General features: G+C 32.7%; 28 protein-coding genes and 1 tRNA gene. 10 read left to right on the top strand and 19 right to left on the bottom strand.

The window, feature by feature from the left end:
• Nucleotides 1–73: 73 nt before the first annotated feature.
• From WDZ41_04640 to murF, 7 genes are all read right to left on the bottom strand, one after another.
• On the bottom strand, nucleotides 74–805 hold the full coding sequence (locus WDZ41_04640; protein ID MEX0940620.1) for a hypothetical protein: 732 nt from the start codon (nucleotides 803–805) through the stop codon (nucleotides 74–76).
• A gap of 55 nt (nucleotides 806–860) precedes the next feature.
• On the bottom strand, nucleotides 861–1,526 hold the full coding sequence (locus WDZ41_04635) for a hypothetical protein (protein ID MEX0940619.1): 666 nt from the start codon (nucleotides 1,524–1,526) through the stop codon (nucleotides 861–863).
• A gap of 65 nt (nucleotides 1,527–1,591) precedes the next feature.
• A complete protein-coding gene (locus tag WDZ41_04630) occupies nucleotides 1,592–2,206 on the bottom strand; it encodes a hypothetical protein (GenBank protein ID MEX0940618.1) in 615 nt (204 codons plus the stop codon).
• A gap of 215 nt (nucleotides 2,207–2,421) precedes the next feature.
• A tRNA-Gln gene (locus WDZ41_04625) sits at nucleotides 2,422–2,495 on the bottom strand.
• A gap of 7 nt (nucleotides 2,496–2,502) precedes the next feature.
• Nucleotides 2,503–2,766, bottom strand: a complete 264-nt coding sequence (spoVG, locus tag WDZ41_04620) for a septation regulator SpoVG (protein ID MEX0940617.1) — start codon at nucleotides 2,764–2,766, stop codon at nucleotides 2,503–2,505.
• A gap of 119 nt (nucleotides 2,767–2,885) precedes the next feature.
• Entirely contained in the window at nucleotides 2,886–3,788 is a 903-nt protein-coding gene (gene rsmH, locus WDZ41_04615) for a 16S rRNA (cytosine(1402)-N(4))-methyltransferase RsmH (protein MEX0940616.1), read from the bottom strand.
• 3 nt (nucleotides 3,789–3,791) lie between these two features.
• On the bottom strand, nucleotides 3,792–5,177 hold the full coding sequence (gene murF / locus WDZ41_04610; GenBank protein ID MEX0940615.1) for a UDP-N-acetylmuramoyl-tripeptide--D-alanyl-D-alanine ligase: 1,386 nt from the start codon (nucleotides 5,175–5,177) through the stop codon (nucleotides 3,792–3,794).
• 217 nt (nucleotides 5,178–5,394) lie between these two features.
• Here murF and WDZ41_04605 point away from each other — a divergent pair, with 217 nt between their 5' ends.
• The 6 genes from WDZ41_04605 to WDZ41_04580 all read left to right on the top strand — a co-directional run bounded on the left by WDZ41_04605 (nucleotide 5,395) and on the right by WDZ41_04580 (nucleotide 9,376).
• Nucleotides 5,395–5,940 carry a hypothetical protein gene (locus WDZ41_04605; protein MEX0940614.1) on the top strand — a complete coding sequence of 182 codons (546 nt, stop codon included), beginning with the start codon at nucleotides 5,395–5,397 and terminating at the stop codon, nucleotides 5,938–5,940.
• Between the two features lie 101 nt (nucleotides 5,941–6,041).
• Complete coding sequence (locus tag WDZ41_04600) at nucleotides 6,042–6,548, top strand: hypothetical protein (protein MEX0940613.1); 507 nt, start codon at nucleotides 6,042–6,044, stop codon at nucleotides 6,546–6,548.
• Between the two features lie 27 nt (nucleotides 6,549–6,575).
• Nucleotides 6,576–7,088: a hypothetical protein gene (locus WDZ41_04595; GenBank protein MEX0940612.1), complete on the top strand. Its 513-nt coding sequence runs from the start codon at nucleotides 6,576–6,578 to the stop codon at nucleotides 7,086–7,088.
• A gap of 37 nt (nucleotides 7,089–7,125) precedes the next feature.
• Complete coding sequence (locus tag WDZ41_04590) at nucleotides 7,126–7,908, top strand: hypothetical protein (protein ID MEX0940611.1); 783 nt, start codon at nucleotides 7,126–7,128, stop codon at nucleotides 7,906–7,908.
• A gap of 100 nt (nucleotides 7,909–8,008) precedes the next feature.
• Nucleotides 8,009–8,662, top strand: coding sequence for a hypothetical protein (locus WDZ41_04585; protein MEX0940610.1), 654 nt, complete (start codon nucleotides 8,009–8,011; stop codon nucleotides 8,660–8,662).
• A gap of 63 nt (nucleotides 8,663–8,725) precedes the next feature.
• The gene (locus WDZ41_04580) at nucleotides 8,726–9,376 is read left to right on the top strand and encodes a hypothetical protein (protein MEX0940609.1); all 651 of its coding nucleotides are present in this window, start codon (nucleotides 8,726–8,728) and stop codon (nucleotides 9,374–9,376) included.
• 275 nt (nucleotides 9,377–9,651) lie between these two features.
• Here the strand turns inward: WDZ41_04580 and WDZ41_04575 are convergent, their stop codons facing one another.
• Entirely contained in the window at nucleotides 9,652–11,907 is a 2,256-nt protein-coding gene (locus tag WDZ41_04575; GenBank protein MEX0940608.1) for a DNA translocase FtsK, read from the bottom strand.
• An 18-nt stretch (nucleotides 11,908–11,925) separates the two neighbouring features.
• Complete coding sequence (locus WDZ41_04570) at nucleotides 11,926–12,696, bottom strand: undecaprenyl-diphosphate phosphatase (protein ID MEX0940607.1); 771 nt, start codon at nucleotides 12,694–12,696, stop codon at nucleotides 11,926–11,928.
• A gap of 320 nt (nucleotides 12,697–13,016) precedes the next feature.
• Here WDZ41_04570 and WDZ41_04565 point away from each other — a divergent pair, with 320 nt between their 5' ends.
• On the top strand, nucleotides 13,017–14,549 hold the full coding sequence (locus tag WDZ41_04565) for a hypothetical protein (GenBank protein MEX0940606.1): 1,533 nt from the start codon (nucleotides 13,017–13,019) through the stop codon (nucleotides 14,547–14,549).
• Between the two features lie 95 nt (nucleotides 14,550–14,644).
• Here WDZ41_04565 and WDZ41_04560 read toward each other — a convergent pair whose 3' ends face one another.
• Both WDZ41_04560 and WDZ41_04555 read right to left on the bottom strand, forming a co-directional pair.
• Nucleotides 14,645–15,022, bottom strand: coding sequence for a hypothetical protein (locus tag WDZ41_04560; GenBank protein MEX0940605.1), 378 nt, complete (start codon nucleotides 15,020–15,022; stop codon nucleotides 14,645–14,647).
• 269 nt (nucleotides 15,023–15,291) lie between these two features.
• On the bottom strand, nucleotides 15,292–15,693 hold the full coding sequence (locus WDZ41_04555) for a hypothetical protein (GenBank protein ID MEX0940604.1): 402 nt from the start codon (nucleotides 15,691–15,693) through the stop codon (nucleotides 15,292–15,294).
• A gap of 368 nt (nucleotides 15,694–16,061) precedes the next feature.
• Here WDZ41_04555 and WDZ41_04550 point away from each other — a divergent pair, with 368 nt between their 5' ends.
• The 3 genes from WDZ41_04550 to WDZ41_04540 all read left to right on the top strand — a co-directional run bounded on the left by WDZ41_04550 (nucleotide 16,062) and on the right by WDZ41_04540 (nucleotide 18,740).
• The gene (locus tag WDZ41_04550) at nucleotides 16,062–16,409 is read left to right on the top strand and encodes a hypothetical protein (protein MEX0940603.1); all 348 of its coding nucleotides are present in this window, start codon (nucleotides 16,062–16,064) and stop codon (nucleotides 16,407–16,409) included.
• Nucleotides 16,410–17,137: 728 nt separating this feature from the next.
• Nucleotides 17,138–17,899 (top strand): hypothetical protein, encoded by a 762-nt coding sequence (locus WDZ41_04545; protein ID MEX0940602.1) that lies wholly within the window; start codon nucleotides 17,138–17,140, stop codon nucleotides 17,897–17,899.
• 28 nt (nucleotides 17,900–17,927) lie between these two features.
• A complete protein-coding gene (locus WDZ41_04540) occupies nucleotides 17,928–18,740 on the top strand; it encodes a hypothetical protein (GenBank protein ID MEX0940601.1) in 813 nt (270 codons plus the stop codon).
• A 4-nt stretch (nucleotides 18,741–18,744) separates the two neighbouring features.
• Here WDZ41_04540 and acpP read toward each other — a convergent pair whose 3' ends face one another.
• The 8 genes from acpP to dprA form a co-directional block, all read right to left on the bottom strand.
• Entirely contained in the window at nucleotides 18,745–18,990 is a 246-nt protein-coding gene (gene acpP, locus WDZ41_04535) for an acyl carrier protein (GenBank protein ID MEX0940600.1), read from the bottom strand.
• A gap of 11 nt (nucleotides 18,991–19,001) precedes the next feature.
• Complete coding sequence (locus tag WDZ41_04530) at nucleotides 19,002–19,955, bottom strand: acyltransferase domain-containing protein (protein ID MEX0940599.1); 954 nt, start codon at nucleotides 19,953–19,955, stop codon at nucleotides 19,002–19,004.
• Nucleotides 19,956–19,964: 9 nt separating this feature from the next.
• Nucleotides 19,965–21,395: a glutamate--tRNA ligase gene (gene gltX, locus WDZ41_04525; GenBank protein MEX0940598.1), complete on the bottom strand. Its 1,431-nt coding sequence runs from the start codon at nucleotides 21,393–21,395 to the stop codon at nucleotides 19,965–19,967.
• A 4-nt stretch (nucleotides 21,396–21,399) separates the two neighbouring features.
• Entirely contained in the window at nucleotides 21,400–22,059 is a 660-nt protein-coding gene (locus WDZ41_04520; protein MEX0940597.1) for a hypothetical protein, read from the bottom strand.
• 73 nt (nucleotides 22,060–22,132) lie between these two features.
• Nucleotides 22,133–23,206, bottom strand: a complete 1,074-nt coding sequence (gene plsX / locus WDZ41_04515; protein MEX0940596.1) for a phosphate acyltransferase PlsX — start codon at nucleotides 23,204–23,206, stop codon at nucleotides 22,133–22,135.
• Complete coding sequence (rpmF, locus tag WDZ41_04510; protein ID MEX0940595.1) at nucleotides 23,206–23,472, bottom strand: 50S ribosomal protein L32; 267 nt, start codon at nucleotides 23,470–23,472, stop codon at nucleotides 23,206–23,208. Before rpmF ends, plsX begins: the two co-directional genes overlap by 1 nt.
• A 121-nt stretch (nucleotides 23,473–23,593) precedes the next feature.
• Nucleotides 23,594–24,637, bottom strand: coding sequence for a hypothetical protein (locus WDZ41_04505; GenBank protein MEX0940594.1), 1,044 nt, complete (start codon nucleotides 24,635–24,637; stop codon nucleotides 23,594–23,596).
• Nucleotides 24,638–24,722: 85 nt separating this feature from the next.
• Nucleotides 24,723–25,847: a DNA-processing protein DprA gene (gene dprA / locus WDZ41_04500; GenBank protein ID MEX0940593.1), complete on the bottom strand. Its 1,125-nt coding sequence runs from the start codon at nucleotides 25,845–25,847 to the stop codon at nucleotides 24,723–24,725.
• Nucleotides 25,848–25,884: the final 37 nt, after the last annotated feature.

Genomic DNA, 25,884 nt, shown 5'->3' with positions numbered 1-25,884 from the left:
AAAAGAAACTAAAAATGAGCCGGCACATCATTACCAGCTCATTCAGAATTATAATTAAAATAAGTCAATTTTTTTAATTATCATAATCAATATCAATTCGTCTAAATCTCGGATACAAGGGTTGAAGCTCCTCCCATTCCTCCTCTCTTATCCGCCCAAAAATACTATACAATTTACCATTAATATATTCATGACATTTTTTTTGCTCTTCAACATTTTCCGGACACTTTTTATATAATGCTGCCTTCAAAGTTCTATCTACATACTTAGTCCAAACAAGTTCTCTCCATTTTACAAAACCTCTAATTATGCCAAAATAATCTTCAAGATCAAGACCACTCTCACCTATGCTTTTTTCTAAGATTAAGACTTCAGTTTCTTTAGATTTGGAGCGAATTTCATCCAACAATTCTTTTGCTAATTGAGTACCAAAAGCTGCTGTAACTAATATAGGATTAATATTATATTTTTCAGATAATGCATTCAGCAATGCTTCAAATGTTTTTGGATCATTTACTAAACGATTAAATATTCTATTCGTTTGGCTCAAAGCCTTAATTGCTTTGATAGTTTCAGTAAAATTGCCTCCGGGCATCTGTAAAATTATATTGACTAAAATCTCTTCAGGAAACTCTTCAAGTTCAATCTGTTTTGGACCAAATAACCAAGAAATTTTTTCGGTAATATAATTAATAATTTGATTAACCTCACCTTGCTCTTGTTTTTGAATTTCAGAATCGGTTTCCATACCCTGCAATGAAATAACACCAATCATCAGTAATATAAAAAATATTAATTTCTTCATTATTTCTCCTCATTGTCTAATTTTAAATTATAAATCTCCGCTGGAAATAATAATTTTATTCATACTGTTTAAAAATCTTCTTTAGTATTTCATCGATATATTTATGGCATTCTTTCTGCTCTTCAACGTTTTTAGGGCACTTTCCATATAACGCTTCACTCAAACGCCGAATTAACGCTTCCGTTGGAACTCCAGTGAACAATCTCCCCCTTTTTATTAAAGCTCTAATTATGCCAAGATAATCCTCCAGATCAAGAGCACTGCTATCTGTGCTTTCTATTAAAGATAGGAAAAATGATTTTTTAGATTTTGAGATAAGCTTCAAATACAATTTTCCTGCGACTTCTGAGTAAAAAAGTGGCGTAATCAAAAGAGGATCGATATTGTATTTTTCCCCCATTGCATTCAGCAATGCTTCAAATGTTTTTGGATCATTTACTAAACGATTAAATATTCTATTCGTTTGGCTCAAATCCTTAATTGCTTCAATAGTTTCAGTAAAATTGCCTCCAGGCATCTGTAAAATTATATTGACTAAAATCTCTTCAGGAAACTCTTCAAGTTCGATCTCTTTTGGACCAAATAACCAAGAAATTTTTTCTGTAATTTCATTGATAATTTGATTAACCCCACCTTGTTTTTGCATTTCAGGATCTGTTTCCATGCCCTGTAATGAAACAGCTCCAACTATCAATGATGTGAAAAATATTAATTTCTTCATTTTTTCCCTTAATTTTCTCTTTTTTCTATGTTCAATTGTTAAAAACTATTTTTTGGCCAAAATAATTATGATTCAAAAACTTCTTGCAAACTTTTAAAAAAGGTACTATAATTTAGATCATACTTTCTCGTTAAATCAACACTCAATGCTACTACCTGCTCATAGTTAGCCAAATTCCATCTTTTGAGGGTATAAATACCAGTCAAGAATGTATTAAAATTATCACTACTTTTTAGTAGATCATTAATTAACTCAATTTTATTTTCATACGTCATATTTTTATCAAACCATTCTTTTGCTGCTTTTGTTCCTATAAGAATAGCCACTATAAATGATGGTTTATTATTTTTTTCGGCTAATGATTGAATTAACTTATTTGTTGCAATTGGATCATTTACCAAACGGTTAAATATCATGTTAGTTTGCGCAAGCGCCTTAATGGCTTCAATAGTTTCGTTTAAATTGTCCCCAGGCATCTGCAGGATAATGTTAATTAAAATTTCTTCCGGCAATTGTTCAATTTTGATCTCCTTAGGACCAAATAACCAAGATATTTTTTCGGTGATATAATTCATAATTTGATTAACTTTTTTACTTTTCTGTCTTTGAATTTCAGGATCTGTTTCCATACCCTGAATAATTCCTAAAAAAAATAATATTAAAAAAATTAACTTCTTCATTTTTCACCTTTTTTTAAGAAAAATATCCCACCAGATTTATTTTATAAAAAAACAAACCTATTTTATCTAAATATTAGCAAAAATCAATACAAATAGTCAATTTATTAGCGTTTTTCAGAATATAATCAGAATGTAAAAAAAGAATACACAAAATAAAAAAGAACCATTCTTGAATATTGAATGATTCTTTAACTTTTTTTATTATTAGAATTTTTTGGCTGGGGCGGAAGGATTCGAACCTCCGATCATAGGACCAAAACCTATTGCCTTACCACTTGGCTACGCCCCATAATTTTTTATTCCGTACCAGCTGAGCGCTCAAATTCTTCAATGACCTGTCTTTCAATCACTGAACGCGTTTCAGAATTTAAAGGATGTACAATATCTCTAAAAGAACCGTCTTTGCGGCGGCGAGATGGCATTGACACAAATAATCCCTTATTTCCCTCAATAACTTTCAAATCCCTAACTATAAAGTCGTTATCAAAAACTATCGTTGCGTACGCTTTTAATCTACCGTTATCTTTAGCCGGATACACTTTAACTTCAGTTATTTTCATTGTTAGTAATCCTTAGGGATATTTCAATTGAATTTCCTAGCAGGAGCCTTCTCCTTCATTGTTTACGAGTCTTAATTTAATAATAGCGACAAATTTTGTCAAATAAAATTCATCACTTTTTAAATAAGTTCTATTGCTCGTAATTTTGCCGATCGGCTAGCAGAATTCTGGGCAACCTCTTCTGGGCTGGCAGATATCGCCTTGGGGGCCAGAAGCCTTGCTTTTGGTTCTGCTTGCGTGGCTAATTCTTTAAAAAATTGCTTAACAAGCCGGTCTTCCAGCGAATGAAAGCTTATACATACCAGTTTACCACCAGGTTTTAATACACGCAATGCAGCAGGAAAAAAAGCGGCAATATTCTCTAGTTCTTTATTGACATAAATTCGTAAAGCCTGAAACGCTTTGGTTGCAGGATGAATGCGCTTCGGGCCTTTTGGCCCTTTAATGCGCTCTATTATCTGCGTTAGCTGTTTTGTCGTTTTTATTTTCTTCTTTTTGCGCTCTTGCACGATAAGCCGTGCAATCGCACGCGCTTGATGCTCTTCCCCAAGCTCTTTAAAAATAGTAATTAATTCTTTTTCAGTAGCATTATTTACCACATCAGCCGCTGTAATTTTTTGATGCGCTGATGACATACGCATATCAAGCTCAGTATCTGCATGAAAAGAAAAGCCAGGACGTTCAGTGAGTTGAAATTGCGAAGTGCCAAAATCTGCTAAAATGCCATCAACTGAATGGATCCCGACTTTTTTTAATTTTTTATCAAGCTGCGTAAAATTACCCCAAACAAGCGTTAATCGATCAGGAAATTCTTCTTGCAAAGGCAATCCGTTGCGCTCCAGCGCACTCAAATCCCAATCCATAGCTACTACCTCGCATTTTGGTTCATGCGCTAAAATAGCACGCGTATGCCCACCGCCGCCAAATGTAACATCAAGATAGATGCCGTCTGGCCTTGGAGCGAGATATTCCAATACTTCTTTTACAAGAACGGGAATATGATAGGGTTTTTCTTTTTCCATAATTTACACTAACTCATCAACAAGGTTTTTTAATCCTATACCTAATGAACCTTTCACTAAAACAATTGATTCTTGATCAAGTTTACCTTTTAATTTTTCCAATGCCTCTTGCCATGAAGCAACCATATCAATTTGCACATTTACCGGAATAGTTTTTTGCGTCCATTTAACCATAGAGCCTACTAAAATAACTTTACGCAAACTTGGTACTTTTCGCAAGAAGCGCCCAAGTTGTCGATGCCAAAACGGACTATTCACGCCTAATTCAAGCATATCTCCAAGAACGGCGACTTTTTGTGCATTGGTATCAATTGCTTGTAAAGCCACTAATGCAGCCTTCATGCTTTCAGGGTTAGCATTATAGCAATCATTAATAATTATCCCCTTACCTGTTTTCAATGGCTTTTCTTCAAATCTGCCCGCTATAACTACTGGCTTTTGAATGCCATCAAGAATAGTTTGAGCCGGAATTTTCAATAAATAACCTATTGCTGTAGCAGCTAATGAGTTAAATACAAGGCCATTATGGTTTTTATTGAGAGTAATATAATATTTCTCTTTATATAATTTTAACACAAAAGTAGTATGAGTGCTCGTAATATTAATTTTTCTGGCTTGAATTTGATTAGTTGTTTTAGAACCAAATTTAATTACCGGATGCGTATAGGCAACTTGTGCCAATAATGGTTGATCACCATTAATGATCCCAATACTATCTTCTTTAAAATATTTAAAAATTTCGCGTTTTTCTGACGCAATATCAATTATTGACCCCAATCCCTCCATATGGCAATGACCAACATTGGTAACTATGGCAGTCGTTGGTTTAGTCATAGTCGTCAATTTTGCCATTTCGCCACGGCGACTAATTCCCATTTCAAAAATCGCAATTTTATGATGTGCACGCATTCGTAAAATATTAAGCGCTAAACCATAAATTGTATTTTGATTGCCTAATGATGCAATATAGGGTTCACCATGCAAATCTAAAATATTACTCATCGTTTCTTTTGTGGATGTTTTGCCAACTGAGCCAGTTATACCAACTACTGGGTAGTCAAATTGTGCCCGCCATGCGGTAGCTAAATCAACTAAAGCACGCATTGTATCTGGCACTAAAATAATTAATTTTTTTTTCAATATTTCTTTATCAAGATTTTTTAGACAATCTTTTTTTTGCTCAGCAATAATTAAACCATGCGCTTCTTTTTTGAGTGCTTCCGCTAAAAAATTATGCCCATCAGCTTGTTTTCCTTGCAATGCAACAAAAATATCTCCCTTTTTGAGCGTGCGCGTATCAATAGAAAATGAGTGGTCTTCCGGAAATGCTTTATATAATAATGAAGCTCCAGTAACTGCTTTTTTTACAAACTCCTCATTAAATTGCATAAAAATTTCTCCGCCTTTTTACGATTAAAATGTTCAAACTTATCATTGCTATCCGTTGGAAAAAAATGTCTATTTTTTGAGCATTTGTCAAGCAAGAAAAAAACTAATTAATTTTTAATGCAATTTTCAGCAAAAGAATAAAAATGGCTTTGTGCTTACATTACCCTTAAAATGGTGTTATAATATTAAAAAATAAAACATCTATACTAGCAATGATATGAAAAAATTTATTCTAATTAGCATCTTTTATCTCGTCTTAAACACTTCATTACAAAGCATTGGACCGGCTGCGATTGTTGGACTTGAAAATAACTATAAACCAATTATCAATATTTCTCTACTCTATTACCCAGATTCCAAACAGGATAGAATTGAATGCAATGCACTTGTAGATAATAGAGAAATTAAATTTACTCATAATGATGAAAATTCCATAGTATATATCGACATCAATCCTTACAGCGCCATATTACAAACACAATTAAATATTCTTTCAAAAAATAAAAATATTTCAAATGCATTCAATAATATATTTGAAAAAAATCGCAGGCAAGTAACGGATCAGATTATTCAAGGCTTAATAAATCGAAAATCAAAGATTAATGTACAATTACAAATTATGAGCACTATCAACAAATTTCGATGGTTATTTTTTGCTAGCATATTTTTTTGTGGCGGCTTTCTTTTTTCAAAATTATTAAAAAATCATTTCCCATTTAATCCACTGGCAACCCTTGCAAAATATTTCAGTATGAAATCATAAGAAACCAAACATCTTTTCAATTAGAGATTAATCATTGACAATCATATAAACATCGCTATTATTGAAAAATGAATAGTTAATTAATTTTATGGAGGTTTATCATGAAAACTAATCGATTAACAGTTGTACTTGCCCTATTCTCTCTTGTATCTGGTGCTTCATTAATGTGTATAGACACTATTAGTGTAAATTTGACTCTCAAAGATAAAGAAAATATTTATGGAAGTCTGTTAACAAATGGAAAAAATGGTCATGTTGAAAGAATAAATTGCCCAGTACCTTATTCCAAAAGTACTAGTTTTCTTTATCCTTTTAGCTATAAAAGAAGTTGGTTTAAAGAGGAATTCCTTTTTGATCTTGATCATCTAAGCATTGATAAAAATCAAAAATATAATGTTAACATACAAATTAACAATAAACCTGCGCATATTATTGGCAAACCGGCAGCAACTCCTCTTTTTGGACATGAAATAAAAGGATATATAAAGGGTATCGTTTTTCATAATATTGATAGAGAAATCTCATATCAATGGCCAAAACGTTTATTTGCAACATCATTATTAGCTGGTGTTGGTTATGGTATATGGCGTTATCTAACACAGAAATAGTTTAACATTAACGAAGGTTAAAAACATATGAAATCAACATCAAAATTGTTTATTTGTCTAATTCTAATACCATTGAGGCAAGCTTCTGGTATGGAAACTGAAAAAATAAATACCGTAAATACCGCTAACAAAATTGTAATCGATTTATTTTTAGATAAATCAAATAACACACTGGGCTACAGCCTACAGCAAGGTAACACTGAGATAAAGCCTCTTCAAATCCCAAAGCCCTCTTGGTTTAACTTATGTACTTATAATAACTTATGCAAAAAAAGAATTGCGAATAATATAAATGAATTGAATTTAGATAAAGATAAAAACTATAACATCGTAATTAAGTTGTATGAAATAATACCAACGCAGCAATATATAAATGCAAGCTTATTAAGCACAACAGAAAACTCAAGAAAAAAAAATGCGATTCAGTGGATTAATAATGAAGTAAATTCATTCATTGATGAAAAAATAGGCTATAGCTGGCAAAAGCGTTTATTAAATGGGTTTTTTTTGGCACCTCATTGTTTGCCGCTATTGGATTGAGTGCTTGGTATTATTTAATAAAAAAATAAGGAATTACATGAAAATGATAAATTATTTCATTATTATAAATACCATTTTACTCTATAACCACATGTCATTTACTTTTGGCATGGATATTGCTGACGACAAAAACTATTTTGAAAATCTTCCAATAGAATTGCATCAAGAAATTCTTTCTTACTTAGCTTCATCAAGTAATTTAAATGAAATAGGCAATGACTTAAGTAATATTACACAGCTTAATAAAAAATTTAATGCAATAATGCAAAATACAACCTCTATTAATATAATTTTTAACCAATTAAAAGCTGGCATAAAACCAACTGAAGAACCACTTCAAGCATTGCAAGAAAAGGATTCTATTTTATTGTATGCATTCGCGCTTTCAAAATTATCTGGCATCAAAGGATGGCTTAATAATCAAATCGCACAACAAAAAATAACCCAAGATAATATTATAACGCTTTTATCTGCAACACTTACTAAACCCTCAGTTTTTGAAAATAATAATTGCATCAATCAAACGTTCTCAATGAATGAAAATATTTTATTAGCGGGAATTAAAAATTTTCTTAATTTAAATCTCAATATAGATATCAATGCAACTGAAGAAAATTCAGGTTATACATTGCTCATGCAAGCAATTGAAAATGATCAAAAAACTATTTTTCATTTTTTACTTGATCAGCCGAATATTGATATAAATACCAAAAACATTTTAGGCCTAGATGCCTGTTCATGTGCTATATATATGATCAGAAAGAACAACAACAATTATTATATGAATCTTCTAAATAATAAAGCTAATAGCAAAAAATAGCCTACTAATCATTCAATTTGAAACATTTATCCCATTTGACAAAAAACTGTTTTTTTGAAAAACTAAGTATAATGATTAAATATCACATGGAGGAATTCTTATGAATAAATTATTACTTTCAGTCTTTACTATATTTTGTTTAGTGAGTGGTCAGGCTTATGGCATGGAAACCGCTTTACAAAAAGTTGAATCAAATACTATTATAATCGATATAACAAAAAACGAAGCTGATGGCACTTTTGATTTAAATAGCGGAAAAATAACAGTTCCAGAAAAAGAACTGCTTATTCCTGTTGCTAATTATAACGATGCATCATTGTTAACAAAAGCTCTCAATGAGCAGTGGCTCAGTTGTACTGAAAAGGAAATTGCAACGCCTAATGATTTTTTTACATTTACTTTGAAAATAAATGATCTTTCAGAAACAACTGAAAAAATCGCTCTTTCTCAATGCTTACACAAAATAATAAGTAAAGTTACTCCTGAACCTAAAGCAAAACCAAATAGCAAAAGACATACTTGGTTTGGTGCTGGAATTTTTGCTGGATTAGTTGTAGGAGGTACTTACTTATACTTAAATAAAACCAATCCTGAACTAGTAAAAAACTTTACCAATCAGGCACAACGTCAATTGAATAATTTTTTATTAAATGGTCAATTTTATTTTGGCAAATTACAAAATGAGCTAAATTATTTATATAATAAACTTCCTGCATGTAAATTTACATGGCCAAGTTTTTTTGGTAGAAAATAAATAAAAAAAGGAGCTCGTTAGTCGAGCTCCTTTTAGTTTTAACAATAAAAATATGAAAAAAAGATGATTAAAAAAAGTTTTGCAATAATAGCACTTTTAATATCTCCATGCATTAAATCAATGCCTATAAAGCTGGAGCCTCATTTACATTCAATAGTAAAGTTTGAACAAGAACCACCTACAATTGAATATTCTTTGTTTTTTAATGATAACATTGAAGTAGTTAATCAAAAGAAATTAGCCTTAATTCCTCAACCAAAATATTCCAATCTTTGGAACAATTTGAGCAATAAACAGGATGTTGCAAAAAGAATATTAAAATCCGAATTTCAAAAATTACAAGAAAATTTAAATATGGATCAATTTCCTATTACTTGTACTTTTCTTATCGAAAGCGATAATAGTGCTCATTCAAATGCTGATAAAAACATTCTTCCATCCAAATATTTTCAAAATATGGAAAAAACACTTGCTCTAGAAATTGATAAAAATATCAAAAATGAGCCAAGACTAAGTGCTATTCCACAAAAAATTAATGAAAAAATAGATAAAATACCACTCTTAAATTATATCCCTTACCACATGCGTAATTTGTTTGCAATTGTATCTTTACGGTTGGCATCGATAAACCTTTTCCAGCATGAAAGTCCATTATACAATTTTATGGGTTATGCACTTTCAAGCGGTCTTATTCTATATCAAATTTTTAGATAAAAAATCAAACAATTTGTGTCAGCTAACGACTTTTATAAATTTTTTTAATTTAATAATCCGGTAGCGAGTCCGAAGATGAAGGTTTGAAAACCTGAAGATGAGAGTTCTCGTTATGAGCGGAAGTACAATCCAACGGAACATTGGTGCCCTTGTGTTAAGGGTATTGGGCAAAGCAATACCCTTATGCCTTGGCCGGCATGAGGCCAAAATATTCAATGTAGATGCATGCATTGATTTAGAAAATTAAGCAAAATTAAGGTTCGATTGAAATTTATTTATCGAATTACTTTACGTGTTTTGCCACCTTGGCTAGGCATAATAATTCCTTGCATTTCAAGTAAATCGATCATACGGGCTGAACGGTTATAACCGATTCTAAAACGACGCTGTAATAATGAAATCGATATTTCATCAATCGATTGTACAAAGCATAACACTTGCTCGTAAAGTTCTTGATCGGCATCTAATAATTCATGGTTTTCAGTTTTTACTACTTCAGATAAGTCTAAATATTCAGCTTTTTTTTGAGCACGAGTAAATGAAGCAATTTGTTCAACTTCATCATCAGAAATATAAGGTCCATGAATGCGGCACAAATGAGAAGACATATCAAGATATAACATATCACCTTTGCCAAGTAATTTATCGGCGCCAATTGCATCCAAAATGGTACGAGAATCAATTTTAGTTGCCACTTTGAATGAAATACGGCTTGGAAAATTTGCTTTAATAATACCAGTTAATACATCCACTGACGGTCGTTGTGTAGCAACTATTAAATGAATGCCGGCAGCACGAGCCATTTGTGCAATACGCGCAATCCGCTCTTCAATTTCTTTTCCTGCAACCATCATAAGATCGGCAAGTTCATCAATCATGACTACAATAAAAGGAAATGATTCAAAATCATCTTTTTTTTCTGCAATTTTATTATAATCTGCGATATTACGTACGCCACAGGTTGCCATTATTTCGTATCGTTCTTCCATAGTACGCACCACCCATTGTAATACTGGCCCCGCCTCTTTTGGATTAGTTACAATAGGGAATAGTAAATGAGGAATATCAGCATACGGCGCAAATTCAAGCCGTTTCGGATCAATTAAAATAAGTTTTAAGTATTCAGGCATACAGCGATATAATAAACTGGTTAAAATAACATTCATAGCCACCGATTTGCCCGATCCAGTAGAACCAGCAATAAGCACGTGGGGTAAAGTAGTTAAATCAGTTATCACCGTTTTACCAACCGTATCAACACCGAGCACCAATGGTAATTTGCCATTAAATGATGAAAATTCAGCTGAATGTAAAATAGTGGATAAATGCACTAAATTTCGTGACTTGTTGGCAACCTCAAAGCCTACGACCGATGTTCCAGGAATTGGGGCAATAATACGAATGCTGGTCGCTTGTAAGGCAAGTGCTAAATCATCTTCGAGCGCTATAATTTTACTTATTTTTGAATCGATATGTGGCTGATATTCAAAAAGTGTAACAACTGGTCCAATTTTGATGGAAGTAACTTGCCCTGCAATACCAAAGCGTGCTAATTTTTCCTCAAGCACTTGTGCCAATTGTTCTAATTCTTTTTTTTGCTCCGAATCAGTTAATGTTTTGCGCTGTAATTTACATAATGTTAACGGTGGTAATGTATATTTATTTTTCTGTTGTTTTTTTTCTATCTTTTCTTCTTGAATATTTTCACCAAGTTCTTGAGTCATTTCTTCTTGCTTAACGGTTATTTCTTGATCAATTTCATCAGATTGACCTCGCATAACAGGCTCAAAAGTGCTCCAGATATCTTCCTCCTGCATGCTTTGCAATTCTTCTTTTATAATTATATCAAAATCAGATTCTTCCCATGATTCGGTTAATTTATCTGAATCTATAAATAGTTTTTTAATAGTTTTAATGGCATACATACATTGAAAAGCAATTGTTTTTAAAACAACATAACTATAATAAGCACTGATTTTTAGATAATGACTTTTGCTATTTAACCAAGAAATGGCAGAGATTAAGGTAAATCGTGTCAATAATACACAACAAATCAACAATCCACTATAAAGAAAAATTGGAATCATTGGATCATCAAATATATATGACAAACTTTTTACAAATAAATCTCCAATTACCCCACCTGGTGCGAATGCGTGCGGTATTAACATTGCACGCAAGCGTGCACCAATAGCGGCACTAACAAAAATCAAAGCAACAAGCGCACATAACCGATCCCATTCGATTTTCATGTCTCCAAAAAAACAGATATAGGTAATAAATAAAAGCAATGGTATTAATAAAAATGCAGCGGTACCAAAAAGAAAAAAAAGAAAAGCGGCTACACTTGCCCCCCAATAACCGAATAGATTTTGAATAGACTGTGGTTCACTTGATATAAAAAAAGGTGAAGGATCTTGCGGATGAAATGATAAAAGTATAATGCTAAAAATTACTGAAAAAGTTATCAATAAAAAAAATAAAGCTGTTTGTTTTATATTATTGATAAATACATATGCAATTTTTTTCATCTTTCACCCATTTTTTTATTATATTAGTAACGTCACTAACACCAATATCATAGTATAATATGCAAAATACCATAATCGATTAGTGGTAATACACCAATGAACAAAATATAATCCTAAATATGCAATACTACTTGCAATCAGCATACTCATCCCGTTTACTTGGTTCAATACATGAATACCTGAAAATCGATATAATTGAATTAACCCAAATAATCCACCAACTAGTTGAATTGGCCATGCAATTAACCATGATAATTCAAAGGAACGTTGAGCAGAAAACCCTTGCCATCGAGCTACCACAAACGTTATACCAAATCGTGAAATACTAGGCAATAATGCCAAGCCTTGTGCTATGCCTAACAACAAAGCTGATTTTAAATTCCATGATTTTTTACAGCCTGATGCGCACCAACGCAATGATAATAGTAAACCTGACGTTATCAAAAACCCAATTGGCAAAAATGAAGAGAGCCATGGTTTATTTTGAAAAAATACAAAAAACAATACCATAATACTTTCAACAACAAAACCATAACAAAAAATTTTTCCGATCATAAAGAGCGATCGAGGAAATAATAAAAGATATCGTATCCAAGATTTAAAAAAATAAATCGCGACAATGATACAAACAGGAATATGACAAGCATATTCAATATATTTCACTACTGAGTTATCTAACAATAAATAATGCGTAAAAAATCGTATAATTAAATATAAATTTCCCGAACTGCTTATCGGAAACATTTCTAAAACAATTGAAAAAAAAATAATTAAAAATAAATACCCCATAGAAGCTTTCTTTAAAAACTTTTTTTGACAAATAAATTCTTTACAACGAGTTGCTCATGAGTATACTGAACGTTACTTGTTGCGTCGATGATAAATTGCGTTTTATAACAATTGAAATCTCGATTTATTTGCGCTACATTAACGTGACAAATCAACTCAAAGCCAACATATTTTTCAAAAAAAGAAAGGAGATACACAAGCACATAAGAAAAAAAAATTAATAATAAATAGAATAAAGAATGATGGTTACTGCTACTTTAATAAAACCAAATTTTTTTAAAAAATTTTAAATCCAACTGGATTTGAAAAGGAGTTAATTTATGAATCGATCACTAAAAAGTTTTTTAAGTATTTTATTACTCGTAAGTAATGCATTGCATGCAAGCGATAGCCCTACATTTGGCAAAACATTCTTTACCCAGCGTTCTCAAGGATCTAATTTGGCACGTTGGTTGGCTGGTCAAGGATACCATACGCATCTTTGTGATACGGATTGCATTAACGGTAGTTTAGCAATTACGCCACATTATTTTCAGAGTTATAATGATAAAGAATTAGGCCAATTTTTCTTCTTTAATCAAACCAATACTATGCGTTTTGGCCCCGCAGGACAACCTGGTGTAGATGTTTTTGCTCGTAATCTATTTTTAAATGATAATTTTGATGGATCAATTACTGCTAACCCAGAAGTGCGTAACTTTGTAGTAGATATCAATTTCTATCTTGGGCTTGATGAATGGGTACGCGGTCTTTATTTTAGAATGGATATTCCTATAAACTGGACAAGCTGGGATATGCGTTTAACTGAAACAAGTACGACTTCTGGCACAACTATTGCCGCAAATAAACTTGGGAACACAATGGCTGCCGCATCACCCCGTACTTCAATTATACAAGCACTTCAAGGCGAAGTTCTTGATCCTACCAACTTCCCAGATTTAAGACAAGAAATGCGCTTTGCTCGTATTAACGGTAAACAAACCAAAACCGGTGTTGCTGATATTACCTTTGTTTTAGGTTATGATTTTATTTGCAATGAATGTGGTCACTTAGGTTTTGATGCATGGGTTGTGGCGCCAACTGGCACTCGTCCGGATGCACAGTTTGTATTTGAACCGATTGTTGGTAACGGCCGACATGTTGAAGTTGGGGGCGGTATTTCAGGACATTACGAATTGTGGAATAATGGTTGTGAGCAATCATTTGCCATTTTTTATGAAGGTTTTGTAAATCATATGTTCCGCGCAAAACAGAAACGTACATTTGATTTAAGAGATAATGGCATTGGTAGCCGCTACTTGCTTTTCAAACGTTTTGATTCAACCGGCATGTACGCAAACGAAATACTTTTCGGGCCTAATGTTTTAACACGTGATGTTCAGGTGCGTGTTGATATACATGGCGAAGCAGCATTTATGTTTGATTATCAAAATGGTGGTTTCACTTTCGATGTTGGCTACAATATCTGGGGAAGAACACGTGAGCATTTAACTATCACAGAAAATATTCCTGCTAATACATTTGGTGTCGCTGGTAATACTGATACGGCTGCAACTGGTGGCAACAATCCAAATAACACACAAAGCCTTACCAATATTCAAGGCAATTTTGCACCATTACCGGATGATGGAGCCACACCAGTATTTATTACTACTGGCGATTTAAATGTTGAATCTGCTACTAACCCAGGCGCGGTTTCACACAAATTATTCACACATCTTGCGTATACTTGGGAAAATTGTGATTATTTACCGTTCCTTGGCTTAGGTGGAGAAGTTGAATTCTCTGGCAGAAATAACCGTGCCCTCGATCAATGGGGTATTTGGGTAAAAGGTGGATTCACTTTTGTTTAATCTATAAATTAAAACTAAACAAGTTCAAAAGAGGCCTGGATTTTCCAGGCCTCTTTATTTTTATTCAATTAATTTAATTAAAAAGTTATTTGCTTTTAGTCAAAGGATGGTAAAGGTCCCCATTCTTCTGGTAATTCTTCTCTACCTCTACCCCTGAAGAATGGTATTCCAAACTCTTCTTCGGCTTGTTTTTTGAATGTAATGATTGCTTGGGCCTGCCTATTCGGCATTAATTTTATTTTAACATTCGTAGCAAAAGCTGGTTTAAATTGAGTGTAGCCAAAAGGTAGTGCACCTTTTCCAGTCTCAGGATCATAAAAACCGGATTTAATATAAATTACATTATTTTTCATCTCCAAACTTCCATCAATAGTAATGGAACCTTCTCGTTGCAATTTTTGAGTTCTACGAAATCCTAATTCTTTATTTATTTTATTTTGATCTTCTTGTGAAATTTCTAATGGATGTGCCATATTCCGTCTCCATACCTCGCATAAAACTATTTATGGTTAAAAGTGCAATGGACATAAGTAATAATATTTTCTTCATAATTTTCTCTCTTTTTTTCGATATCCTAAAATATTTGACCTCTATACCTTTAATTTATCAATTTCTTATTAACAAAATCAATAAAAAATGGCTTATTTTAGCCAAAAAAATTAGTCTTACAAGATTTATTAAAATTATTATACCTATTTCTAGATTGAATCAAAATTAATCTCCAAATCTCGGGAGATTCTTCTTATTTGCTATCTAATTTGAAAATTTTTACTTTGGCTTTAGCTTTACCATTCGGTAGTAAATATAAATCTGATATTTCTAATCTAATTTGAGGATCCAATTCAATTTTTTCTAAACCACCAAGACCTGGTTTTAATGGATTAACAAAAAAGTATGATCCAAATACCTTTGGTTTTATAGCGCTAGGAAGCAATAACTTTTTCTTTCCCTCTTTGTGAATCTCATTACTAATTTTTAATGGCAATTGTTCCTGATATTTTAATGAAATAGCAAATTCTGCTAATTTATTTTCTTGCACTTGTGCAATTTCTCGTGGATATAAACTACCATACTCCGTTTCCATAGCCTTTAGGCCATTTACGGTTAAAAGTAAAATCGCGATAGATAAAATTGCTTTCTTCATAATATAATATTCTCTCTTTTTTTTATAAAAATTTAATTTTTTTCTTTTATTTAAACACTTTTACAATACCAGTTTACTATATATTCGCCTTATAGTTCCATATTCTATATAAAAACATACAATGCAAAAAATACACATATTGGCTTATTGGAAAAAATTTTAAAACTTTTTTCTAAATAAATTATAAAAAAAACACCTCATTTGATAGATTTTTTAGCCTTTTTGGTCAAAAAAGAAATTTTTTATTAAAAACTATTGATTTTTTATTCCAATTTGAAACAAAATAGTAAATGAAGATGTGTAGACGTCTCGAATGTGAAAAATGTAAAGGAAACGGTAATTATTAACCTTAATAAAAGGAGAGACACATGAAGAAGCTCACGTTAGCTTTAGTGTTCATATTTCTTGGTTTAGCGGTAACTGAAGCATCTGCTCGTTACAGAGAATGTGGCTGGCGTAAATGCTATGATCGCTGTGAACCTGCATGCCCAGTAGTAGAACGCGCATGCCCACCTTCAAGAGCATGTAAAGTGGACAAAATTGTTGAAGAACCTTGTCCAGCAGTTCCTTGCTGTGTACGTTATGTACGCGTTGAAGAACCAGCTATTATTACAAAACATGTTAGCTATTCTGCAGAATGTCCTACTGGATGTACTCAAGAACAAATAGATGCAGGTATGATGAAAGCTGGTGAAACTTGGGATTACGCCAAATAATGGCGTTCAAAAAACTAGCTACTAAGTTTCATTCTTAGTAAGTAATTAAAAAAATACCCTCCAAATTTGGAGGGTATTTTCATTTATTTGTTATTTTTCGTATTCACGCCCCAAAATATCCCAATACTGAGCAAATCTAGTATATTTACGTGATTGATAATTTTTTAAGCATTTCATCATCTTTTTACACTTATAATTCTCACTGAAGCTATTTCGTACACCAATTTTAATAAAAAATATCCTCGTACCCTTTCTCTATTAAAAAAAGCCAACTCTTTGGCCGGTTCGACCCAAAATATGCAAAATATCTAGGGAATGAAGTGCACCACCGCTTAAAAACCATTGTATCGCGCGAAATTCTTCGCGAAGCCAAAATATCCCTTCTTAACCTATTTTTCTCAGTTTTTAACGATGAAAAAAGCTTCACAGGATCCCCCCAACCATTGATCCTCAATATTTAAAAGACAGGTTTTCTCTGGCTAGTAGGAATAAATTCATAATAACCAGTTTCACGCATTTTATTCATCCTTATTTCAATTTCAGCGACATCAATGAAATAAGAATAACCAAATTGAAGGCTTATTTCAATAATCCTACCCAAAATGAAACAGGGTCAACCTAGCAATTGACTATTTGAATTTTATTGGCATAATTAAACCTAATAAGCCTATTATTTAGCCCAAAAATGCTTCAGATTAGGAATAATTTATACCAAGGTAAAAAAAAATATGAAAATTTCAAATCGTCACGTTTATTTTGTTTTTATTATTATAGGTAGTTTTTTTTGCTTGCTTTCAAAGCAATTTAATGAACAAAGTAAAAAAAGTAATCCCTGTTCAACTATTCTTAATGAATTAACAATTTTAGAAGAAAATACCTGGAAAGGTCTAGAACCATACGGTATTTCAAAAGAAAAATGTGTAGAATCACAAAAAACAGAATATGAACAATATTTGCAAGAGAGTAAACCAAAAAATATAGAACCCATTTCAGATATAACAAAAAAAGTTATTCAGCCAATTTTAACGGAATTCGGATTAGATGCGAATTTTCCGTTAATTAAATCTGATCGATATCTTGCAGCAGCAATTGATCATTGGATCTATATCGATGAAAGCCAATTTTTAGCTTTACCTAAAAATGTACAATCTTTTGTCATCGCTCATGAAATACAACACGTATTACATCAAGATCATTCGACAATTTCTTTTATGAAAAATTTATTACCTGAGAATGAAAAATATATACCAAAAAATCAACTTAATTATGATCACCCCTATTTAGCATATTGTCGCTTTACCGAAATGCGTGCCGATATTTTAGTCGCTACTAAAAATACTCAATGGGCTGAACGTTATCATGAGTTTGCTGACTATATGTTGCAATTAATGAATGGTGATGTAAATGGACCAGCTCATCCACAAAATTCAGAGCGATTACAACTTGCACAAAATATTAAGCAGCAATTTGCTGGCTTACAACAAGCTTAAACACTTATAAACAAAGGAACTCAATATTATGAATATTAAAATAAAAAACATCATAAAATCATCAACAATACTGGGGCTAAGTCTTTTTATTGTTGGTATGAGCATTTTAAAAAAAGATGGTTTTTTTTATGAAAAACCAGTAATTGTTAAACAATCTGCCGTATTTGAAACCCCTGCTAAAGATTATTTTTTGCAAAAGTTAGAAAATGATCATAATCAAGCCTGGGCATCATTGCGTGCAATTGGTATAACTAAAGATCGTTTTCAACAAGCAAAAAAACAACATTATAACGAATACTTACGCAGTGATATTCCATTTAGCCGTGCACCAGTTTCTCCTAAAACTAAAGCTTTTGTTGCTGATCTATTGAAAGAAAATGGTTTAACGCCACAACAAATACCAGTATACGGATACACTGATGGTTCACCTGCAGCAGCTACCGATCGCATAATTTATGTTAATGAAAAAACATTTTCCATGCTTTCTTCTGCAGCAAAACGATTTGTAATTGCGCATGAAATACAACATATTCTTAATAAGGATAATTCAGCCGGGTATATCATGGAAGTAATATCTGGTCTTAATATTGATAAAGTAAAAAGTCAAAAAAATCATCCTTTATTGCAATTCAATCGCTTTAAAGAAAAACGTGCTGACGTTAATGTTGCAGTAAAAAATAAAGACTGGGCAAAAGCTTATTTAGCATTTACCCAAGAACAATTTAAAATTTGTGGTGATTCACCTGGTATAACTCATCCTAAAAATTCTGAACGTATTGCATTAGCACAGCAAATCGTTGATTATATGGATGGCAAACAACCAGTGATAAAGACTGCTTAATTAGTTATTTATTGCGTAAATCATGTATGGCATCGATCGCTTGCTGAATGGAATTTATATTTGCTTCTTGTTCATCAGTAATATCGATGCCAAACGTTTCTTCCAATTTCATAATAATTTCTAATCTATCTAAGGAATCTGCCCCTAATCCTTCAAAAGTAGATTCGGGACTTATCGTATCTTTTTCAATATTTAATGTTTCTGCAACAATAGTTATTACTTTACTTGCGGTATCATTTTTTTCAAACATGTTTTTTCCCATTAAGATTCTGGTTGTTCGCTTTTTGTATCGGTAGTTTCAATAATATCTTTTAGTAAATCGATATCTGATGGTTTATTTATAGAAATAATTTTTTTATCTGGATAATGCTCCTGTAATTCATTGGCTTCGATTGAGCCGGGTCCTATTTGAATAATTACGGCAGATTTTTCCATCTTTTGTATCGTTTTGTTCCAGTAAATAGTAGAAGTAATTGCTTCCAACACATAATTTTTTACTGATTTACCATCTTTAATAAATTTGGCATTAATACTGGATAGCAATGGTACGCTTAAATCTTTAAAATCAATTTTTTCTAAATAAGCTTTTAAATTAGTCACCACCTCTTGCATTAATGAAGAGTATAGTCCCATTTGAGCTGGAACTTCTGTAATTTTTACTTTTTTATCCGCTAACTTTTGTTGTAATGATTCAATTTCCATTGCGAAACCACCTACAATCGTAGATGATTCAGATAAGACGACGCTCAAATCTATCTTTTCATTATTTAACGATGAGCATAACTCTTGTATTTCATCATTTAGCATACCTTTTATCATTACTGACTTTATATCATGAGTACTTAAAAATTCTTGATAAAATTGTGCGTATTTTAATAAAAAATATAAACCATCGGGTAATGAAAACCCATCCACCGCACAAATTGCACTATATTCACCTATTCCATATCCGGCAACATAATCAGGAATGATGCCATGATCGGCCATCAATAGTTTTGCAATAGAGGAACTTACTAAAAAAATAGAAAGATATGCATTGTCAATTTTGCGTAATTCAGATTCTGATGAAGCAAAGCACAATTTTACAAAATTACGGTTTAAACAATTGGATGCCTCTTCAAAATATTCCTGAATAAGACGTGATTCATCATAAAGCTCTTTGGCCATACCAACAAATTGGCTGCTATATCCAGGAAAAACCATCACAACTTTCATACCATTTCCTCAACTGTTAAATGAATGTTGAAGGTATTTTATAAACTGTGTTATACGTCTTATACTTTCTTTTTTTCCTAAAAGCGCCATTAATTCAAATACACCGGGACCATTTGAGAAACCAGTCAATGCAATTCTTAAAGGCTGCGCAATCTGAATCAATTTAATATCAGACTCTTTGCATAATTTTTTTAATGCATTTTTTACTTGCTCATTAGAAAAATCTTTCAAACTTTCACACCGTTCAACAATATTTTGTAAATAAAGTACTATATTTGGTTCAATGTATTCTTTGCAATCTTCCCAATCATATGCAAATGATCCATCATGCATTACCTTGAACTCATCAGTCATTGCACGCAAGGTTTTTACTCTATCTTTATATAATTCTATAAAATTCATTAACGTATCTTGTGACCAACCAGAAATATCTTTTAAGAAATCAGGCTTTACCTCTTTTAAGATATATTCTAATAATGCTGAGGCTGACATTTGCCTAATATAAATACCATTAAGCCAATCCAGTTTATCTTGATCAAAAATTGCGCCACTTTTTCCGACTTCTTGTAAGCTAAATAAAGTAATAAGTTCAGATCTAGAAAAAATTTCTTGATCTCCATGTGCCCAACCAAGCTTTACCAAATAATTACAAAGAGCATCGGGTAGATAGCCATTTTGACGATAATCTAAAACCGATGTTGCCGCTTCACGTTTGCTTAATCGTTGCCCACTTGGCCCTAAAATTAATGGTAAATGAGCAAATACTGGAATTGAATATCCTAATGCTTCATATAATAATATCTGTTTTGGAGTATTTGGAATATGATCTTCACCGCGAATAACATGTGAAATCTGCATTAAAGCATCATCTATTACTACCACAAAATTATACACCGGTGTGCCATCAGTGCGTATTAAAATAAAATCATCAAATTGATCTGCAGGAAAAGAAATTTCACCTCGAATAAGATCGGTAAAAAAAAGCGTTTCTCGTTCAAGTGGAAATTTGAATCGAATAACATGCGGCTTTTCCAAATCTTCAGATTGGGGCCTGAGAGCCCGACAGCGCCCGTCATATTTTAAGTAACCTTCGCCAATGAGAACCGTATCATCACCAAATTTTTCTGGTTTTGGTGGGCAAAAGCAACAATATGCTTTATCTTCTTGCAATAATTGCTCTATGGCTTTCTTGTAGATATCTAATCGCTTCGATTGAAATACAATTTCTTCATCTGCAACTAAATCTGACCATTGCAATGAATTTAAAATTGAATCAACATACTTTTCGTATGAGCGCTCTCGATCGGTATCTTCAATACGCAATAAAAAAGCACCTTTATTGTGCCGAGCAAACAGCCAATTAAAAAGCGCCGTACGCAAGCTACCAATATGTAGATGCCCTGTTGGAGACGGTGCAAAGCGAACTCGAACATTATTCACAAATTTATCCTTGATTTATTTGACGTTCTGCCAGCAAAATCCATGGTGAGATAACATCTTTTTGTTCAGATTTACTTTTTACTAATTCTTGCCACAATTCTTGTGCTTTTTGAAGTTGCTCATGCTCATCATAATATTTAGCTAAATAATATTTTGCCTGATCTTGCTGGGGGTTTTTTATATTTTTAGCCAATGATTCGAGCAACGACAACCCCTCATCTTTAGTTTTTTCATGCGCAAGCTGCATACGAGCAAACTTAATATTATATAAATAATAAAGTGGTGATTGACCTGGCATCTTTTGAATTGCCGTATTCATTAATACCAACGCTTCATTATCTTTGTGTTGATACAACGAAGCATCCGCTTGTAACACTAAAAAATATGGCGCTAATGATGAACGTCCATATTGACGATAACCAGTACGAGCACCAATTTCAACATCACTCCATAATTCCGGTGATTCATATGCACGATTATATTCAATCAACATTTCAGATAAAGCTTGCTGAGCCGATTCTTCATATTTGATATTAGAAAAATAAAGATAAATACCAGCGCCAATTAAGCCGCCAATAATCACTAAAGCAGTCAGAACATAAGTACGATATTCATCAAATTTTTTATATAAAACATCAAAAGACATTAGTTTTTGGATTTCCATGTATTTCTTACCTTATTACTTCGAATATATTTTTAAATGAAACGTAACACAGCTCCAAAAAACTCTCAAGTTTTTACTGCTCTTGTATTTGCTTTTCAACTGTACGGTTATTAAAATTTGTTTGTATCAATTTATTTTCGTTAAGTAAATCTAAAACAATATTATTATAATTTATATGAAATTTTTGCAATACCACATCATGAGCAAAACTAATAGCATCTTCAATCGCCAATGCATTTGATGAGCCATGCGCAATAATAAGTGGCTTAGAAACGCCAAGTAATAACGCACCACCACGTTGTGCTTTCTTTATATGTTTTTTTAAGCGCTTAAACACCGGTGCGCCCAAAATACCTGCACACATTCCAAGCAAAGAACGATTTCCTTCATCTTTTAACCATTGAGTTATTACCTGTACCGTAGATTCAATAGCTTTAAGCATAATATTGCCAGAAAAACCTTCACACACCACAACATCAGCTACACCAGAAAAAATATCATTTGGCTCGCAATTTCCGATAAAATGCATTGATGATTGGGATAATAATTCATGAACTTGTTGAATTAGCTTAGTGCCCTTTGATGATTCAGTGCCATTGGAAAGTAATCCAATCCTTGGTTTTTCAATATTTTTAACCAAACGCACATAGGCATCACCCATAAGCGCAAATTGATGTAGATATTCTGGCTTACAATCGACGTTAGCGCCTAAATCTAAGCAAAATACTGAATCATTATGAGTCGGCAAAAAACCCCCGATTGCTGGCCGTAAAATACCCGGTATTCGGCCTATTTTAAGCATACCAGCCACAAGCGCAGCACCAGAATTACCTGCAGAAACAATAGCATCCGCTTTGCCTTCGGCTACCGCTTCAATAGCGCGCATCAATGAAGAATCAGTTTTTCGCACACTCCGCCCAGGTTCATCAGCCATATTGATCACTTGCGTACAGTGATGCACAAAAATAGGTAAATCTTCCCAATTAGCTGCATAAAAATTCAAAACTTCAATTAACCGATTTTGATCGCCATATAAAGCAACTGCTATTCCTTTTTTGGCAGCTCTGAGAGCCCCTTCAATTACCGCAGAGGGTGCAAAATCACCCCCCATTGCATCTATAGCTATCAGAGCCGATTTTGCATTCATTATTCAGATTGTTCTTGTGGCGATTCAGCTTCAATTGTTTTTTTAGATTTTTTGCGCTGCTCAACACGTTTTTCGCCACGCTCATCCTTAGTTTTAAGGACTTTTGCCCCTTTATAATAACCACATTCGCGACATGCTTGATGCGGTAATAACGGCTTTTCACAATTTGTGCAATGAGCGACAGTTGTTTTATCCTCTCGGATACCTTTATTTGCAGAACGCTTATCTCTGCGCGATTTCGATACTTTTCGTTTAGGAACTGGCATGAGAAACTCCAATGAGTAAAAAAGGATGGCGGTCAAATGCCGCCACATTAATTTCGTAACATTCTATAAGAATTTTACAAGAATTTAGAGCAAAAGGCAAAAAATTTGCTTTTTCATAAAATTATTTAGTAGTAAGAAGACCCGCAATAGATTCTGGTAAAAAAGTCCGGAACCCCAGTTTTTTACTTATTTTTTCTATTGATGATCGAACTTTTTGGTATTGTGGGTTTAAATTTTCAATCTGTTTTTCAAGAAATTTCTTTTTCAATGTTTCTTCAGATGGTAATGTTTCGTCAAATATTATCCCTGTTCTTTTAGCAAAATCATTAATAATACCTTCCTTCGTTAAAGAATTTTCTGTGTTGTCTAGTTGGTTCAACATATTATCGAATAAATCTTTTTGTTCATAAAAGTCTGACAAAAGGACATTAGTTGCACTTTCCACTTTTGGATTCGTTTCTCGATATCCCATAGTTTTAGTTATTTCATTTATTCTTGAAGGATCAAAATCTTCACCTAAAAGTACCGTTCCTCGATTTTTTATTGCATTAAGAATATTTTCCACTAATTTATTTACTTTTGATAATTTTTTTCTTGCTGCACTTTTAGTAAGTGGAACTTTTAATAAGTCATCAAGATTTTTTACATCTTGTTCAGTTGTCTGAGAAATAAAAGGCTTTTCTAATGAAGTTTTTAATACCGAGCGGTATCGTTTAATTAAATTATCCAATTCAATACTTTTGGCTTCAATTTGTTGTTTGTATTCTTCAAGCTCAGCTGCTGTTTTTTCAATGTTTTTTCTTGTTTGATTTATCACTTCATCACTTAATCCCCGTTCTTGTTGATCTTGCAAGTTAGAATATAAATCAACATACTCTACATATTTATCTGAAAATTTATCCGTTAGTTCACTATGACTTTTTAACTCTTTTTCATAGGCTGGTAATTCTTTACTAACTTCACGGTATATTTCTTCTTGTCGTTCTGCCTCAAATAAGCCTTCTTTTACATGCGATTCAAAAGCTGACGCTTGTTCTATAGGATCAAATTTTAACCCTTCAAATATGCCAACCTCTCCTCTTTCAAAAACAGCTTGAACACCAACAAAACTTGATAAAATACAAAAAAATAAAATTTTTAAATGATTTTTTAAACAATTCTTCATACCATTCCTTTTTAAAATACCGCTAATTAAAACCGTCTTTATTTTCAATATAGCCAATTTTTCCAGTAGAAATAAAGAAAAAAGGTTATTTTTGCGCTATCCAGAGACCAGATAGATCTTGATATATTTTACCTGCCAGCTGTAAATCAAAAAGAAGTGCTTGTGTACTAAACAGATCTTGCCCTATTAATTCAATTAAATCATCAACCGATTGTGGCTTTGTGCAATGTTTTAAAATGAGATCTTCAATTGTTTGCTCTTTATTTTGGATATTTTTTTCGGTTATTTGCATTTGAGCTGGAATTACTGCTTTTTCTTCATATTCTTTTTCTTCGCCAAATTCGGCCAAAATATCGTTGCTTGTTTGCACTAATTTTGCTCCTTGTTGAATAAGCTGATGGCACCCTTTGCTTAATTGGTCAGTAATCGGCCCTGGCACTGCAAAAACTTCTCTTCCTTCTTGCAATGCAAACTGGGCGGTAATTTTTGCACCACTGCGCTCAGCAGCTTGCACCACCAAGCATCCACGCGAAAGACCTGCAATAATACGATTACGAGCAGGAAAATTACTTGGAACTGCGCAAGTTTTGAGTGGAAACGGGCTTACTATGCTACCGCCATCTTCTACAATCTGATCAAATAATTTTTTGTTACTTGCCGGATAGGTATTCAAAAGGCCGGATCCTATAATTGAAATTGTTTTTCCGTTTGCTTTTAGTGCTGCTCTATGTGCCATCGTATCAACGCCTACTGCACCACCGCTAACGATAGTCCATTTATTGCTAACTAAATCCGGAATTAATTGTTGAATAATAGTTTCAGCGTACACTGCTGCCTTACGCGAACCAACAACCGCTATATTTTTTTGATTACAAAGTTCAATTGAACCGTGCACATACAATACGGTTGGCGGCATATGAATTTCTTTTAATAAATGAGAATACTGCAAATCTGCAATTGTAATCCATTGCACATTATATTTATTAATGAGTGTTAATTCCTGCTCTAAAAGACATTTATCAGCAAGACCTGCAACAATTTTTTGTGCTTGCATTTCAGTTAATCCAATAGTATGCATAAAATCTGATTGTGTTAATGCATATAAAATATTCAATTGATCAACAGAATAATACGCCAATAGTTTTGATAATAAAATTGGTCCTACGCCAGAAATTAATGAAAGATGTAAAATAATATTATTTGTTTTCATAAAAAATAAAGAGAAAAATACGATGCGTAGAATATCT

The organism is Candidatus Babeliales bacterium, assembly GCA_040879965.1.
Taxonomy (GTDB): domain Bacteria; phylum Babelota; class Babeliae; order Babelales; family JACPOV01; genus JBBDJI01.
This window is presented reverse-complemented; position numbering and strand designations above follow the sequence as displayed.

Coding starts and splice junctions, on each gene's coding strand:
- WDZ41_04640 (MEX0940620.1), bottom strand. CDS start 805: ATGAAGAAATTAATATTTTTTATATTACTGATGATTGGTGTTATTTCA.
- WDZ41_04635 (MEX0940619.1), bottom strand. CDS start 1,526: ATGAAGAAATTAATATTTTTCACATCATTGATAGTTGGAGCTGTTTCA.
- WDZ41_04630 (MEX0940618.1), bottom strand. CDS start 2,206: ATGAAGAAGTTAATTTTTTTAATATTATTTTTTTTAGGAATTATTCAG.
- spoVG (MEX0940617.1), bottom strand. CDS start 2,766: ATGAAAATAACTGAAGTTAAAGTGTATCCGGCTAAAGATAACGGTAGA.
- rsmH (MEX0940616.1), bottom strand. CDS start 3,788: ATGGAAAAAGAAAAACCCTATCATATTCCCGTTCTTGTAAAAGAAGTA.
- murF (MEX0940615.1), bottom strand. CDS start 5,177: ATGCAATTTAATGAGGAGTTTGTAAAAAAAGCAGTTACTGGAGCTTCA.
- WDZ41_04605 (MEX0940614.1), top strand. CDS start 5,395: ATGAAAAAATTTATTCTAATTAGCATCTTTTATCTCGTCTTAAACACT.
- WDZ41_04600 (MEX0940613.1), top strand. CDS start 6,042: ATGAAAACTAATCGATTAACAGTTGTACTTGCCCTATTCTCTCTTGTA.
- WDZ41_04595 (MEX0940612.1), top strand. CDS start 6,576: ATGAAATCAACATCAAAATTGTTTATTTGTCTAATTCTAATACCATTG.
- WDZ41_04590 (MEX0940611.1), top strand. CDS start 7,126: ATGAAAATGATAAATTATTTCATTATTATAAATACCATTTTACTCTAT.
- WDZ41_04585 (MEX0940610.1), top strand. CDS start 8,009: ATGAATAAATTATTACTTTCAGTCTTTACTATATTTTGTTTAGTGAGT.
- WDZ41_04580 (MEX0940609.1), top strand. CDS start 8,726: ATGATTAAAAAAAGTTTTGCAATAATAGCACTTTTAATATCTCCATGC.
- WDZ41_04575 (MEX0940608.1), bottom strand. CDS start 11,907: ATGAAAAAAATTGCATATGTATTTATCAATAATATAAAACAAACAGCT.
- WDZ41_04570 (MEX0940607.1), bottom strand. CDS start 12,696: ATGGGGTATTTATTTTTAATTATTTTTTTTTCAATTGTTTTAGAAATG.
- WDZ41_04565 (MEX0940606.1), top strand. CDS start 13,017: ATGAATCGATCACTAAAAAGTTTTTTAAGTATTTTATTACTCGTAAGT.
- WDZ41_04560 (MEX0940605.1), bottom strand. CDS start 15,022: ATGGCACATCCATTAGAAATTTCACAAGAAGATCAAAATAAAATAAAT.
- WDZ41_04555 (MEX0940604.1), bottom strand. CDS start 15,693: ATGAAGAAAGCAATTTTATCTATCGCGATTTTACTTTTAACCGTAAAT.
- WDZ41_04550 (MEX0940603.1), top strand. CDS start 16,062: ATGAAGAAGCTCACGTTAGCTTTAGTGTTCATATTTCTTGGTTTAGCG.
- WDZ41_04545 (MEX0940602.1), top strand. CDS start 17,138: ATGAAAATTTCAAATCGTCACGTTTATTTTGTTTTTATTATTATAGGT.
- WDZ41_04540 (MEX0940601.1), top strand. CDS start 17,928: ATGAATATTAAAATAAAAAACATCATAAAATCATCAACAATACTGGGG.
- acpP (MEX0940600.1), bottom strand. CDS start 18,990: ATGTTTGAAAAAAATGATACCGCAAGTAAAGTAATAACTATTGTTGCA.
- WDZ41_04530 (MEX0940599.1), bottom strand. CDS start 19,955: ATGAAAGTTGTGATGGTTTTTCCTGGATATAGCAGCCAATTTGTTGGT.
- WDZ41_04520 (MEX0940597.1), bottom strand. CDS start 22,059: ATGGAAATCCAAAAACTAATGTCTTTTGATGTTTTATATAAAAAATTT.
- plsX (MEX0940596.1), bottom strand. CDS start 23,206: ATGAATGCAAAATCGGCTCTGATAGCTATAGATGCAATGGGGGGTGAT.
- rpmF (MEX0940595.1), bottom strand. CDS start 23,472: ATGCCAGTTCCTAAACGAAAAGTATCGAAATCGCGCAGAGATAAGCGT.
- WDZ41_04505 (MEX0940594.1), bottom strand. CDS start 24,637: ATGAAGAATTGTTTAAAAAATCATTTAAAAATTTTATTTTTTTGTATT.
- dprA (MEX0940593.1), bottom strand. CDS start 25,847: ATGAAAACAAATAATATTATTTTACATCTTTCATTAATTTCTGGCGTA.